Source organism: Blautia sp. MSK17_66 (genome assembly GCF_020538025.1).
In the GTDB taxonomy this organism is placed as follows: Bacteria; Bacillota; Clostridia; order Lachnospirales; family Lachnospiraceae; genus Blautia_A.
Genome location: NZ_JAJBNQ010000005.1, coordinates 1 through 12337 on the forward strand (window position 1 = coordinate 1; position 12337 = coordinate 12337).

A 12337-nucleotide genomic window follows, 5' to 3' on the forward strand; every position below is an offset into this window, starting at 1 on the left:
GAAAGGAGTAAACCCCCTTGAAGACGACGAGGTTGATAGGGCAGGGGTGGAAGTATGGTAACATATGGAGCTGACTGCTACTAATAGGGTGAGGGCTTGACCAACAAGCTTGGTTATGATATAATTGCTTAGTCAACATGTATGTGGTTTTGAAGATACGATATATCTTCTGATAATCCTCCTTAGCTCAGTCGGTAGAGCATGCGGCTGTTAACCGCAGTGTCGTTGGTTCGAGTCCAACAGGGGGAGTTAGCTTTTCGGACCTAGAGCCGATAGCAATAGAATTGGCTCCATGGTCAAGCGGTTAAGACACCGCCCTTTCACGGCGGTAACAGGGGTTCAAATCCCCTTGGAGTCACTTTCCTTTAAGGAATAATTAAATATGGTGCCATAGCCAAGTGGTAAGGCAAAGGTCTGCAACACCTCTATCCCCGGTTCAAATCCGGGTGGCACCTCTACTAAAAACCCGAGTTTGATACTCTGGTTTTTTTATGTTGTTCATGTAGTTCAGAGAAAATTTTTTATATGCAAAAACAGTCTGTGAGGATGTGAGCAGATAATTGCATTACTTTTCCATAATATTTGCTGATCAAAAACCAAGTAAAATCAACATGGATAACGTTTTCGCAAAATAAGGGTAAATAAAGAGAAGAAACAAGGAAACTGCAAAATTTCAGTTTGAAGATAACGGGATTTTGCAGTTTTTTGTGTGCCAAAGACATCGTTTTCCAATCTTAGGATTTCTTTCTTTTATAAAATATGGTTTTATAATGTCACAGCAGGAGAAACAGAAAAAATTCAAAAAAGAAAGAGAAGAGAGGAAGAATATTATGAGAAAAAGACTTCTAGCATTAGGAATCGCAGCAGTTCTTGGAGTAAACATTGCAAGTACATCTGTAGTATGGGCAGCAGATAAGGTAGAGATCACAAATGTATCTTATGATCCAACGAGAGAATTATATGAGCAGTATAACAAGGTGTTTGCGGAACACTGGAAAGAAAAAACAGGTCAGGAGGTGGAAGTGACGCAGTCTCATGGAGGTTCTGGCAAGCAGGCACTGGAGGTCGCAAATGGTCTGGAAGCAGATGTTGTAACACTGGCTCTGGAGTATGATGTAAATGCCGTAGAGGATGCAGGCCTGATTGAAGACGGATGGATTGATGAATTTCCAAATGACAGTTCACCGTATACATCTACAATTGTATTTCTTGTAAGAAAAGGAAACCCAAAAGGAATTAAGGACTGGGATGATCTGATCAAAGAAGATGTTGGAGTCATTACCCCTAATCCTAAGACTTCCGGAGGTGCAAGATGGAATTATCTTGCCGCCTGGGCTTATGCAGACAAGCAGTTTAATGGGGATGAAGATAAAATAAAAGACTTTATCAAGAAACTTTATGCAAATGTTCTTGTACTGGATTCCGGAGCAAGAGGCGCAACCACTTCTTTTGTAGAAAACGGACAGGGGGATGTTCTGATCGCCTGGGAAAATGAAGCCTATCTTTCTGTACAGGATTACCCGGATGATTATGAGATTGTGACACCGAGTATCAGTATCCTGGCACAGCCGTCCGTGGCAGTTGTTGATTCTGTAGTAGACAAAAAAGGAACCAGAGATGTAGCGACGGAATATCTGAATTATCTGTATTCTGATGAAGCACAGAGAATTGCAGGAGATAATTATTACCGTCCGTCAAATGAGGATATCCTGAAAGAATATGCAGATGTTTTTGATCTGGATGTAAATCTTGTGACGATCGATGACTTTGGTGGCTGGGATAAGGCACAGGAAACTCACTTTGCAGATGGCGGTGTGTTTGATCAGATTTATGAAGAGTAATGTAAATTGTAATACAGATTGAAGTGATCGAGACAAAACTTCCCCCGGCAGACAGCAGGATCGCTGCACCAGGGGAAGTTCGTATATTATGAGAGATATAAGGTCAAAGATATAAAATTATCCCTGATATACAATTTTTCCGTTACAGATCGTGTAATGGATTTTTCCATAAAGTTCAGCACCTTTAAACGGACTGTTGGATGATTTGGATGCAAAATCAGTGACGGTCCACGTTTCATCAGGATTGAAAATCACAAAATCTGCAGGTGCATGAACCTGAATACTGCCACCCGGAAGTTTGTAGAGCTTTGCAGGATTGCAGGTCATTTTTTTAAGAAGCTCCATCAATGTGAGATATCCTTCTTTTACAAGAGAAGTAATTCCAAGTCCGAGGGAAGTCTCAAGTCCTGTGATGCCACTTGGTGCCTCTGTGAGAGGTTTGGCTTTTTCTTCAGCACTGTGCGGGGCATGGTCGGTGGCAATCAGATCGATCGTTCCATCTTTGAGTCCCTGAATAATTTCCTGACGATCTTTTTCTGTACGGAGAGGAGGGTTCATTTTGGCAAGTGTGCCATGCTCAAGGAGCGCTTCCTCAGTCAGTGTAAAGTGATGTGGAGTGGCTTCTGCGTGAATATCAGCACCGAGTTTTCTGGCTGTGCGGACCAGCTCTACCGAGTTTCCGGAGCTGATATGCTGGATCACGACAGCGGCACCACTTCGAAGTGCAAGCATGCAGTCACGGGCAACCATCACTTCTTCTGCAATTGCAGGAGAACCGGCAACACCAAGCTGTGTTGAGATCTCGCCGGCATTGATCCCGTTATTTGTGATGAATGCCTTATCTTCTTCGTGAAGACTGATCGGCATATGAAGTTCAGCTGCTTTTTGCATGGCCTTGTAGCAGAAAGTGGCGTCAAGAAGAGGAATTCCGTCATCGGTGAATCCGCAGGCACCGGCTTTTACAAGGGCATCGAAATCGGTCATTTTTTCACCACTTAAGCCATAGGAGACAGACGCTGTCTGATAAATATGAATATTTTCATCCTGAGCACGTGTAAGGATGTCCTTGAGTGTATCTACGGAGTCAACGGCAGGCTTGGTATTTGCCATACAGATAACAGAAGTAAAACCTCCCTTTGCTGCAGCGAGAGAACCGGTATGGAGGTCTTCCTTATAAGTAAGACCAGGATCACGGAAATGTATATGTGTGTCAATAAGTCCCGGTGCAACAGTCAGACCGGAAAGATCAAGGATTTCTTCCTCATCTTTGGCTGAAAGATCCTTTCCAAGTTCAACAATCGTTCCGTTTTCAACACGAATGTCCATAAGCTCATCTGTGTTGCTGGCCGGGTCGATAAGATAACCGTTTTTTAGAAGCATAAATTTACCCTCCTGACAGGAATATTATTCAAATTGAACGCACCTGAGATTCAGTGCGTTCAACTGTTAGTAATATATTACCTTTAAAGATCAACACTTTCAATATGCTGTTCTTTGATATTGTGTTTTTTTGCATATCCGGTAAGGATCAGAGTAAGGGCACCGTCGCCTGTTACATTGCAGGCTGTGCCGAAGCTGTCCTGAAGTGCAAAGATAGTGAGCATAAGAGCAGTTCCAGTTTCATTGAAACCAAGAACACCAGTAATGATACCGAGGGAGGCCATAACAGTACCTCCTGGGACACCAGGAGCTCCAAGTGCAAAGATTCCAAGAAGAAGACAGAACAGAACCATGGTTCCCGGAGTCGGAATGGATCCGTACAGAATCTTGGAAATTGTCATGCAGAAGAAAACTTCTGTCAGAACAGAACCGCAGAGATGGATATTGGCAAAGAGCGGAATTCCAAACTGAACCATATCTTTGCGAAGTGGTTTTGCCTTGTCTGCACTCTGGAGTGCGACGGCAAGAGTGGCAGCGGAGGACATGGTTCCGACTGCGGTAAGATATGCCGGTCCATAGTGTCGTACAACTTCCCACGGATTTTCGTGAGAGTAGGCCCCGGCAAGCACATACAATAAGGTCATCCAGATAAAGTGGCCGATCAGCACGATCACGATGACTTTGAGGAATATAGGAAGCTGTTTGGTAATGGAACCTTCATAAGCCAGTCCACAGAAAGTCAGTCCGATAAAAAATGGAAGAATTGGAATGATGATCTTTGATACGATGGAAAGGACGATCTTCTGAAATTCATCAAGGAGTCCGGTGATCAGTTTTGCTTTGTTCCAGGTAGCTGCAAGACCGACCATAATGGAGAATACAAGTGCACTCATAACGGACATGATCTGCGGAATAGAAAGTTCAAATACGACCTCTGGAAGCTCTTTCAGACCATCTACATCTGTGACAATGGAGAGATGTGGAATAAGCGTATAACCGGCTGCAACAGAAAACAGAGCAGCACCTATGGAAGAGGCATAAGCAATTACCAGAGCAACCCCAAGCATACGGGAAGCACTGTTTCCGAGTTTTGTGATGGAAGGTGCAATAAAACCGATGATGATCAACGGCACGCAGAAGTTGATAAGTTGTCCGAGGACGTATTTCAGAGTAACAACGATATTCAGGATTCCCATGGTGACAGAAGAAGAATCTGTAGCATTCAGTATGAGTCCGGCAATAATGCCAAGTATAACGCCTACCAGAAGTTTAAAAGGAAGGCTGGAAAAGAAACTGTTTTTTTTCATTGAATGAATCCCCCTGTAAAGTTATAAATTTCAACAGTCCTGATCGATATTTGCCTGATCGATCATGACATTGAGAATTTCCGTATCAGTGGCACGCATTCCCACGCGGCCGATATATCCCATACTTTTGATGGTCTCTTCGATATCATCCTTGATGATGCCTTCACCCGGCAGAAAACTTTTGTTTTGGATACTGAGCTGGAATGCCATCAGAGCTGCATCGACAGAAGTCGCGATTTTGGCTGCACAGGATGGCTTGGCTCCATCGCAGACGATTCCACCTATATTTCCAAGCGTATTGATGATCGTCAGAGAAACCTGCTGATAGGTACCGCCATACATATAGGTAATTCCTGCACCAGCGCCGCAGGCAGCACTGACTGCACCGCAGTAAGCGGAAAGGCTTCCTATATAATATTTCTGGTGGATGGCGATCAGATTGCTGACAACGAGAGAACGACAAAGCTTTTCATGGGAAACTTCCCATTCATCTGCAAAAACAATGACAGGAAGGGAAACGGTCATTCCCTGGTTTCCGCTTCCGGAGTTGATCACAACCGGCATGGAGCAGCCGCCCATACGTGCGTCGCTTCCGGCAGCCGCCCGGGCACAGGCTCTCGTGGTAACACTTTTACCCCAGACGTGCATCAGAGTTTTGCCGATCTGTGCGCCATAATTGTTGTCAAGTCCTTCCTGTGCGATCGCTGAGTTCAGTTTGATCTGGCGATCGATCACAGGCTGTATATCCTCCATTCTGACCTGATCTGCAAAATCAAGGATATCTTTTACCGTGAGAAGAGATTTGTCGATGGCAGCAGCCTCGGTGGAACGGTAGGGGTTATCCAGAATTATTTCTCCGTCTTTTGTGATCTTTGTGATGTTTGTGTGCTGATGTTCAATCGTAACAGAAGCGGAGTGTTCGCCGCTGGTAACGATGGCTGTGATAAAAAGATTATCAACATTTTCAACCAGAGAACAGGAACAGATTTTCTGAGAAATGAGTTCACGTGTTCTGGAAATATCCTCGGGAGAGACTTCGCTGAGTACCTCAAGGGCACGGTCAGCATTTCCACCGACAATGCCAAGAACGGCTGCAACATCAATTCCCTTAAGACCTCCGGAGTTGGGAACGGTGACACCCTTGACATTCTTGATGATGTTGCCGCTCAGATGCATTTCAACCTGTTCCGGAAATTCTCCGAGAACCTGTCGGGCCTTCGCCGCTGCATAGGCAATGGCGATTGGTTCTGTACATCCAAGAGCCGGAACCAGTTCATGTTTCAGGATGTTCAGATAGTTTGCATATAATGCAGAGTCCATAATATTCTCCTTTCCATTAGTTACGCAAATGCGTTTGTGCAGATAGTATAAGCTATTTCACAAAAAAATACAACAATTCATGCATAATTACAACAATAAGTGACAGCTGCAAATAAATTTATAAAATCAACAAAAAATAAAATTTGTAAAATCGACAAAAAACACTTTACAATAAAAAAAACATATGCTAAAATATTTAGCTGTGTGATATATTTTCATATCCTTGCTCTCTGTAAACAGGCAGAGGGCCTTAAAGACCATAAGGAGGTAAGAAAGCATGAACAAGTACGAATTAGCATTAGTTGTGAGCGCTAAAGTTGAAGACGAAGTTCGCGATGCAGTAGTAGAGAAAGCAAAATCTTATATCGCTCGTTACAACGGAAACGTCACAGAAGTAGAAGAATGGGGTAAGAAGAAATTAGCTTACGAAATTCAGAAAATGCATGAAGGCTTCTACTATTTCATTCAGTTTGAAGCAGACGCACAGTGTCCGGCAGAAGTAGAAAGACATGTACGCATCATGGACAACGTATTAAGATACTTAGTCGTTCGTAAAGACGCATAATCTTTTTACAGATGGATTTTAGAAAGCACCATTAAGAAGCCCGTTCACTCACTAAGAAGAAAGAGGTATTATAATGAACAAAGTAATTTTAATGGGACGCTTAACAAGGGATCCTGAGGTAAGATATTCCGCAGGAGAAAACGCACTGGCAATTGCAAGATACACATTGGCAGTAGACAGAAGATTCCGTCGTGACGGAGAAGCAACCGCTGATTTTATCAGCTGTGTGGTATTCGGACGTGGTGCGGAATTTGCAGAGAAGTACTTCCATCAGGGAATCAGAATCGTAGTAAGCGGTCGTATTCAGACCGGAAGCTACACAAACAGAGAAGGTCAGAAGGTTTACACAACAGAAGTTGTTGTTGAGGAACAGGAATTTGCCGAGAGCAAAGCTTCCAGTGACAGCTATGCTGCATCACATCCACAGCAGAGTGCACCGTCTGTACCATCAATGCCGAATCCGGTTTCAGCATCTGCTGACGGATTTATGAATATCCCTGACGGAATCGACGAAGAACTTCCATTTAACTAGAACTGAAGGAAAATATAAGGAGGAAACCATCATGGCTTACAATAGAGGCGAAAGACCGGACTCTCCTATGAAAAGAAGAGGCGGACGCAGAAGAAAAAAAGTTTGTGTATTCTGCGGTAAAGAAAACAATGAGATCGATTACAAGGATGTAGCAAAACTCAGAAAATACGTTTCTGAGAGAGGTAAAATCCTTCCGAGAAGAATCACAGGAAACTGTGCAAAACATCAGAGAGCTCTGACTGTTGCTGTTAAGAGAGCACGTCATCTTTCCCTGATGCCATACGTTCAGGACTAATTATTAGTTGAACATCAGGCTGTCATGAATCTGTCGGATAAGCATTTGTGTGCGGACCGCGGAGGAATGGCAGCTTTTTTGGCTTTATTAGAAAAGAATATGTTCACCTGATTATTTTCATAAAATATGATTATTGACATTCATATGGTAATATGCCTGAAAATCTGCTATAATAGCAGATAGCATCTTAAACGCAAATTATAAAAGAATGGTAAAGAATGTTATGAGTGGAAAATTAAAATTAAAAGGTCATCTGAAGCATCTTGCCCGTTGGCCGCTGTATTTATCTGTTCTGCTGATAGCATTGAACTTTCTGGTTTATGTGATCAACATAAAAGCCGGAGTGGTCGTCACCATGGGAATTGTTCTGTACCTGGGTACAGCAATTGGCCTGCTTTTTTATCATCGGCCACTGATGTTCAATGATCTTATTGCCTTTGCCAGTCAGTATGAATTTCTGGAAAAAAGGGTTCTGGAGGAGCTTGCTCTTCCATATGCAGTGATGGATATGCAGGGTAGAATGATCTGGTCAAACAAAGTATTTGCAGAGATTACCGGAAGGGATCAGTTTTACCGCAAAAACGTCAGTACGATCTTTCCGGATATTACGGCAGATAAGCTTCCGGTCGGATCCGAAAAGGAAATCACAGAGATCAGTACGCAGTTTGGAGAACGAATCTACCGCGTGTCCATGCAGAAGGTTCTTCTGGGAGAATCGGTTGCACCTTCGAAGCTTCTGATGGAGATATCAGACGACAGCAGCCTGATTGCAATGTATCTTTATGATGAAACGGAACTCAGGAATTACATCCAGGCAAATGAGGATAATAAACTGGTAGTTGCACTGGCGTACCTGGACAACTATGAAGAAGCACTGGAGAGTGTAGAGGATGTGCGGCGTTCTCTTCTGATCGCACTGATCGACAGAAAAATCACGAAATATTTTTCCAATTATGACGGATTGGTCCGTAAGCTGGAAAAGGATAAATATTTCCTTATCATGAGACAGAGTTCTCTTGAGGCTCTGAAGGAACAGAAATTTCATATCCTCGAAGAAGTCAAAACCGTAAATATCGGTAATGAGATGAATGTGACCTTAAGTATCGGTGTGGGTCTTAATGCTGCTACCTATCTGCAGGATTATGAATATTCCAGAATCGCGATCGAGATGGCACTTGGACGCGGTGGTGATCAGGTAGTGATCAAGAATGGTGATAATATCACTTATTATGGCGGTAAGGCACAGCAGATGGAGAAGACTACCCGTGTTAAGGCCCGTGTCAAAGCACAGGCACTCAAGGAATTTATGAGTACCAAGGAACGTGTTGTGGTCATGGGACACAAGATTACGGATGTTGATGCACTTGGAGCGGCAATCGGTATTTATCGGGCAGGCAAGACGCTTGGCAAACCGGTTCATATCGTGGTCAATGATCCATCTACGTCTATCCGGCCTTTAATGGCAGGGTATATGAATAATCCGGATTATGAGCCATCTATGTTTATTGACAGAAATCAGGCAATGGATCTTGTGGATGACAACACGGTAGTTGTTGTCGTGGATACAAACAAGCCAAGCTATACAGAGTGCGAGGAGCTTCTGTATATGACAAAGACAATAGTAGTTCTGGATCATCATCGCAGAGGAAACGAAGTGATCCAGAATGCGGTGTTGTCTTATGTAGAACCGTATGCTTCCTCTACATGTGAGATGGTAGCAGAGATCCTTCAGTACTTCTCAGATGATCTGCGGCTCAGAAATATCGAGGCAGACTGTATTTACGCAGGAATCATGATCGATACGAATAACTTTATTACAAGAGCCGGAGTGCGTACCTTTGAAGCAGCAGCATTCCTGAGACGATCAGGGGCAGATATGACCAGAGTACGCAAGATGCTTCGTGATAATATCGATTCCTACAAGGCCAGAGCAGAAGCCGTACGTACAGCTGAAATCTACAGAGGATGTTTTGCAATTGCCAAATGTCCGAGTAAGGGGCTGGAAAGTCCTACAGTTGTCGGAGCACAGGCCGCAAATGAACTTTTGAATATCGCAGGAGTAAAGGCGTCCTTTGTACTGACCACTTATAACAAAGAGGTTTATGTCAGTGCCAGAGCAATCGATGAGGTTAATGTACAGGTCATGATGGAAAAACTTGGCGGAGGCGGTCATATCAACATTGCCGGAGCCCAGGTGAAACGACCGATTGATGAAGTAGAAGATATGTTAAAAGAAATTATTGATGAGTTATATCAGGAAGAAGAGGTTAAGCAATGAAAGTAATTTTATTAGAAGATGTCAAAGCTCTTGGAAAAAAGGGTCAAATCGTAAATGTCAGTGACGGATATGCAAGAAACATGATCATTCCGAAGAAACTTGGTCTGGAAGCAACACCAAAGAATCTGAATGATCTGAAGCTTCAGAAAGCAAACGCTGAAAAGGTCGCACAGGAGAATCTGGAAGCAGCCCAGGCATTTGCCAAGGATCTTGAAACGAAAGAAATTATCCTCACTCTTAAAGTCGGAGAGGGCGGAAGAACCTTTGGTTCCGTATCCACAAAGGAAATTTCCGAGGCTGCCAAGGCACAGCTTGGTCTGGAAATCGATAAGAAAAAGCTTCAGCTTCCAAGCCCGATCAGAAATTTAGGTGTTACACAGGTTCCGGTCAAACTTCATCCAAAGGTAACCGGAAGTCTGAAAGTATGGATCAAAGAGGCTTAAGCACCGGGGGAAATTAAATGGAAGAAGCACTGATAAAGCGTATACTGCCTCATAGCATTGAGGCAGAGCAGTCGGTGATCGGATCCATGCTTCTTGATCGTGATGCGATTCTGATAGCGTCAGAGATTCTTACAAGTGATGATTTTTATCAGAATCAGTATGGAATTATCTTTGATGCGATGGTGGAACTTTGTAATGAAGGGAAACCGGTTGATACGATCACACTCCAGAACCGTCTGAAAGAAAAAGATGTTCCTCCGGACATCAGCAGTATGGAGTATGTCAGGGAACTGCTTGAAGCAGTTCCGACTTCTGCAAATGTCAAATACTATGCTAATATTGTAAGCGATAAAGCACAGCTCCGTAAACTGATCCGGGCGACCGAGGAAGTAGAGAATGCCTGCTACCTTGAAAAGGACAGCACAGAGACGATCATGGAGGAGGCAGAAAAGAAATTATTCAACATTCTGCAGAGGACTGTGGGTGGTGATTATGTTCCGATTCAGCAGGTTGTCCTGAATGCGATCAACAACATTGAGAAAGCCTCCAAGCTTAAGGGAAGTGTTACCGGAATTCCTACAGGTTTTATAGATCTGGATTACAAGACCTCCGGTATGCATCCGTCGGATCTGGTATTGATCGCAGCCCGTCCGTCCATGGGAAAGACGGCGTTTGTATTAAATATTGCACAGTATATGGCTTTTCGCAAAGATGTCACGGTTGCAATATTCAGCCTCGAAATGTCAAAGGAGCAGCTTGTCAATCGTCTTCTCGCGATGGAATCTCATGTGGATTCCCAGAATATGCGTACCGGTAATCTTAAAGACGAGGACTGGACCAAGCTGGTAGAGGGGGCGGATATCATTGGACGTTCCAACCTGATCATTGATGACACACCAGGTATCAGTATTGCGGAGATGCGATCCAAATGCAGGAAATATAAGCTGGAACACAATCTCGGGATTATTATGATCGACTATCTGCAGCTGATGAGCGGAAGCGGTAAGAGTGATTCCAGGCAGCAGGAGATTTCAGATATCTCCCGTTCATTGAAAGCTTTGGCCAGAGAACTGAATGTACCGGTCATTGCACTGTCGCAGCTGAGCCGGGCAGTTGAGCAGCGTCCGGATCACAGGCCGATGCTTTCGGATCTTCGAGAGTCCGGAGCTATTGAACAGGATGCCGATGTGGTAATGTTTCTGTACAGGGATGATTACTATCATAAAGACACAGAAAAGAAAGATATTGCAGAGGTCATTATCGCCAAGCAGAGAAATGGCCCGATTGGAACCATTGAACTGGTATGGCTGCCACGTTATACACAGTTTGTTAATATGAAAAAATAATATCGGTTTATTGCAGATTTGCAGACATTAAGATGAAAATGTTCGATTTTCATTCTGATGTCTGCTTTTTTGCTGTTTCACGATAGATTATGTCAAACTGTTTTCGTTGAATTAAAAGGGAAATACGATTATAATTATAGATAACGAATTTCATAGGAGGTGTGACATGGAGACAAGATATACTGTTCAACAGACAGTAGAGATGACTGGGATAAAGTCATATGTTCTTCGATACTGGGAGGAAGAGCTGGAACTGCAGATCCACAGAAATGAGCTTGGTCATCGTTATTACACCAGATATGATATTCAACTTTTTATGAATATAAAAGAACTTAAGAAGCGGGGACTAAGACTTCACGCAATTCGTGAACTGATTCCAAAACTGGCGGGAACAGGACAGGAATATACGGAAAGTCGGATAAAGTCCTTGGAAGAAGATAATGTGAACTTTGATATACCATATGAGAGCGATGAGGTCATGATAGAAGATAGTGCTGAAGAAAAGGACAGCACAAATGACGAAAAGATCCTAGAGTTTCAGACAATACTGGAACGGCTGATCGCACAGGAGCTTAAGGTACAGAATGAGAGTGAAGACGAAGAAAGGTGTCGTTCACTGGATTTTGCAATTCGAAGACAGCAGATGGCAAGAAAAGAAGCTGCGGCAGCAGTTGAAAAGAAACCAAAAAAGAAACTGTAGCATTGCTACAGTTTCTTTTCGATTTGTCTTAAATGAAATTATTCAGCTGGGTGAATAGCTTCTGTAGGACATGCATCTGCACATGTTCCGCAGTCAAGACATGCATCAGCATCGATTTCGAAATGCTCTGCACCTTCAGAAATAGCCTCTGCTGGGCACTCTGCTGCACATGTTCCGCAGCTTACACAATCGTCAGAAATTACGTATGCCATAATTGATATCCTCCTTTATATCTTTTGTACCTTTTCAGGTATCCATACAGCTATTCTAATATATATCAGAGAAGAATACAAGTATTAATTTATAAACAAATTTTTATAAATTGTGCAC

Annotated in this window: 12 protein-coding genes, 3 tRNA genes and 1 rRNA gene; 12 read left to right on the forward strand and 4 right to left on the reverse strand. The window is 43.2% G+C overall.

Going from position 1 to position 12337, the window contains the following annotated elements; genetic code table 11:
- The 5 genes from LIR34_RS03755 to LIR34_RS03775 form a co-directional block, all read left to right on the forward strand.
- Positions 1-104: ribosomal RNA gene (locus LIR34_RS03755) — 23S ribosomal RNA — on the forward strand; the annotation flags it as partial.
- Between the two features lie 72 nt (positions 105-176).
- Positions 177-249 (forward strand) — tRNA-Asn (locus tag LIR34_RS03760).
- 37 nt (positions 250-286) lie between these two features.
- Positions 287-358: transfer RNA gene (locus tag LIR34_RS03765), tRNA-Glu, on the forward strand.
- Between the two features lie 26 nt (positions 359-384).
- Positions 385-455 (forward strand) — tRNA-Cys (locus tag LIR34_RS03770).
- A gap of 375 nt (positions 456-830) precedes the next feature.
- The gene (locus tag LIR34_RS03775) at positions 831-1841 is read left to right on the forward strand and encodes a sulfate ABC transporter substrate-binding protein (protein ID WP_173902020.1); all 1011 of its coding nucleotides are present in this window, start codon (positions 831-833) and stop codon (positions 1839-1841) included.
- Positions 1842-1958: 117 nt separating this feature from the next.
- Here the strand turns inward: LIR34_RS03775 and LIR34_RS03780 are convergent, their stop codons facing one another.
- The 3 genes from LIR34_RS03780 to LIR34_RS03790 all read right to left on the reverse strand — a co-directional run bounded on the left by LIR34_RS03780 (position 1959) and on the right by LIR34_RS03790 (position 5848).
- Positions 1959-3221: a dihydroorotase gene (locus LIR34_RS03780; RefSeq protein ID WP_173902021.1), complete on the reverse strand. Its 1263-nt coding sequence runs from the start codon at positions 3219-3221 to the stop codon at positions 1959-1961.
- A gap of 83 nt (positions 3222-3304) precedes the next feature.
- Positions 3305-4528 carry a dicarboxylate/amino acid:cation symporter gene (locus tag LIR34_RS03785; protein ID WP_173902022.1) on the reverse strand — a complete coding sequence of 408 codons (1224 nt, stop codon included), beginning with the start codon at positions 4526-4528 and terminating at the stop codon, positions 3305-3307.
- Between the two features lie 30 nt (positions 4529-4558).
- The gene (locus tag LIR34_RS03790) at positions 4559-5848 is read right to left on the reverse strand and encodes an L-cysteine desulfidase family protein (protein ID WP_173902023.1); all 1290 of its coding nucleotides are present in this window, start codon (positions 5846-5848) and stop codon (positions 4559-4561) included.
- Between the two features lie 277 nt (positions 5849-6125).
- Here LIR34_RS03790 and rpsF point away from each other — a divergent pair, with 277 nt between their 5' ends.
- From rpsF to LIR34_RS03825, 7 genes are all read left to right on the forward strand, one after another.
- Positions 6126-6413: a 30S ribosomal protein S6 gene (gene rpsF, locus LIR34_RS03795; protein ID WP_005427220.1), complete on the forward strand. Its 288-nt coding sequence runs from the start codon at positions 6126-6128 to the stop codon at positions 6411-6413.
- A gap of 73 nt (positions 6414-6486) precedes the next feature.
- On the forward strand, positions 6487-6945 hold the full coding sequence (locus LIR34_RS03800) for a single-stranded DNA-binding protein (protein ID WP_173902024.1): 459 nt from the start codon (positions 6487-6489) through the stop codon (positions 6943-6945).
- A gap of 31 nt (positions 6946-6976) precedes the next feature.
- On the forward strand, positions 6977-7240 hold the full coding sequence (gene rpsR, locus LIR34_RS03805; RefSeq protein ID WP_015541065.1) for a 30S ribosomal protein S18: 264 nt from the start codon (positions 6977-6979) through the stop codon (positions 7238-7240).
- 223 nt (positions 7241-7463) lie between these two features.
- Entirely contained in the window at positions 7464-9518 is a 2055-nt protein-coding gene (locus LIR34_RS03810) for a DHH family phosphoesterase (protein ID WP_173902025.1), read from the forward strand.
- The gene (gene rplI, locus LIR34_RS03815) at positions 9515-9961 is read left to right on the forward strand and encodes a 50S ribosomal protein L9 (RefSeq protein ID WP_161284121.1); all 447 of its coding nucleotides are present in this window, start codon (positions 9515-9517) and stop codon (positions 9959-9961) included. The genes LIR34_RS03810 and rplI overlap by 4 nt, the downstream gene beginning before the upstream one ends.
- A gap of 17 nt (positions 9962-9978) precedes the next feature.
- Positions 9979-11307 carry a replicative DNA helicase gene (gene dnaB / locus LIR34_RS03820; protein WP_161284122.1) on the forward strand — a complete coding sequence of 443 codons (1329 nt, stop codon included), beginning with the start codon at positions 9979-9981 and terminating at the stop codon, positions 11305-11307.
- Positions 11308-11473: 166 nt separating this feature from the next.
- The gene (locus tag LIR34_RS03825; RefSeq protein WP_173902026.1) at positions 11474-12007 is read left to right on the forward strand and encodes a helix-turn-helix domain-containing protein; all 534 of its coding nucleotides are present in this window, start codon (positions 11474-11476) and stop codon (positions 12005-12007) included.
- A 38-nt stretch (positions 12008-12045) separates the two neighbouring features.
- Here the strand turns inward: LIR34_RS03825 and LIR34_RS03830 are convergent, their stop codons facing one another.
- Positions 12046-12219 carry a DUF362 domain-containing protein gene (locus LIR34_RS03830; RefSeq protein ID WP_022214912.1) on the reverse strand — a complete coding sequence of 58 codons (174 nt, stop codon included), beginning with the start codon at positions 12217-12219 and terminating at the stop codon, positions 12046-12048.
- Between the last annotated feature and the right edge of the window lie 118 nt (positions 12220-12337).

Bases quoted from the DNA above. Each gene is read 5' to 3' on its own strand.
- LIR34_RS03775 (WP_173902020.1), top strand. From the start codon at position 831: ATGAGAAAAAGACTTCTAGCATTAGGAATCGCAGCAGTTCTTGGAGTA.
- LIR34_RS03780 (WP_173902021.1), bottom strand. From the start codon at position 3,221: ATGCTTCTAAAAAACGGTTATCTTATCGACCCGGCCAGCAACACAGAT.
- LIR34_RS03785 (WP_173902022.1), bottom strand. From the start codon at position 4,528: ATGAAAAAAAACAGTTTCTTTTCCAGCCTTCCTTTTAAACTTCTGGTA.
- LIR34_RS03790 (WP_173902023.1), bottom strand. From the start codon at position 5,848: ATGGACTCTGCATTATATGCAAACTATCTGAACATCCTGAAACATGAA.
- rpsF (WP_005427220.1), top strand. From the start codon at position 6,126: ATGAACAAGTACGAATTAGCATTAGTTGTGAGCGCTAAAGTTGAAGAC.
- LIR34_RS03800 (WP_173902024.1), top strand. From the start codon at position 6,487: ATGAACAAAGTAATTTTAATGGGACGCTTAACAAGGGATCCTGAGGTA.
- rpsR (WP_015541065.1), top strand. From the start codon at position 6,977: ATGGCTTACAATAGAGGCGAAAGACCGGACTCTCCTATGAAAAGAAGA.
- LIR34_RS03810 (WP_173902025.1), top strand. From the start codon at position 7,464: ATGAGTGGAAAATTAAAATTAAAAGGTCATCTGAAGCATCTTGCCCGT.
- rplI (WP_161284121.1), top strand. From the start codon at position 9,515: ATGAAAGTAATTTTATTAGAAGATGTCAAAGCTCTTGGAAAAAAGGGT.
- dnaB (WP_161284122.1), top strand. From the start codon at position 9,979: ATGGAAGAAGCACTGATAAAGCGTATACTGCCTCATAGCATTGAGGCA.
- LIR34_RS03825 (WP_173902026.1), top strand. From the start codon at position 11,474: ATGGAGACAAGATATACTGTTCAACAGACAGTAGAGATGACTGGGATA.
- LIR34_RS03830 (WP_022214912.1), bottom strand. From the start codon at position 12,219: ATGGCATACGTAATTTCTGACGATTGTGTAAGCTGCGGAACATGTGCA.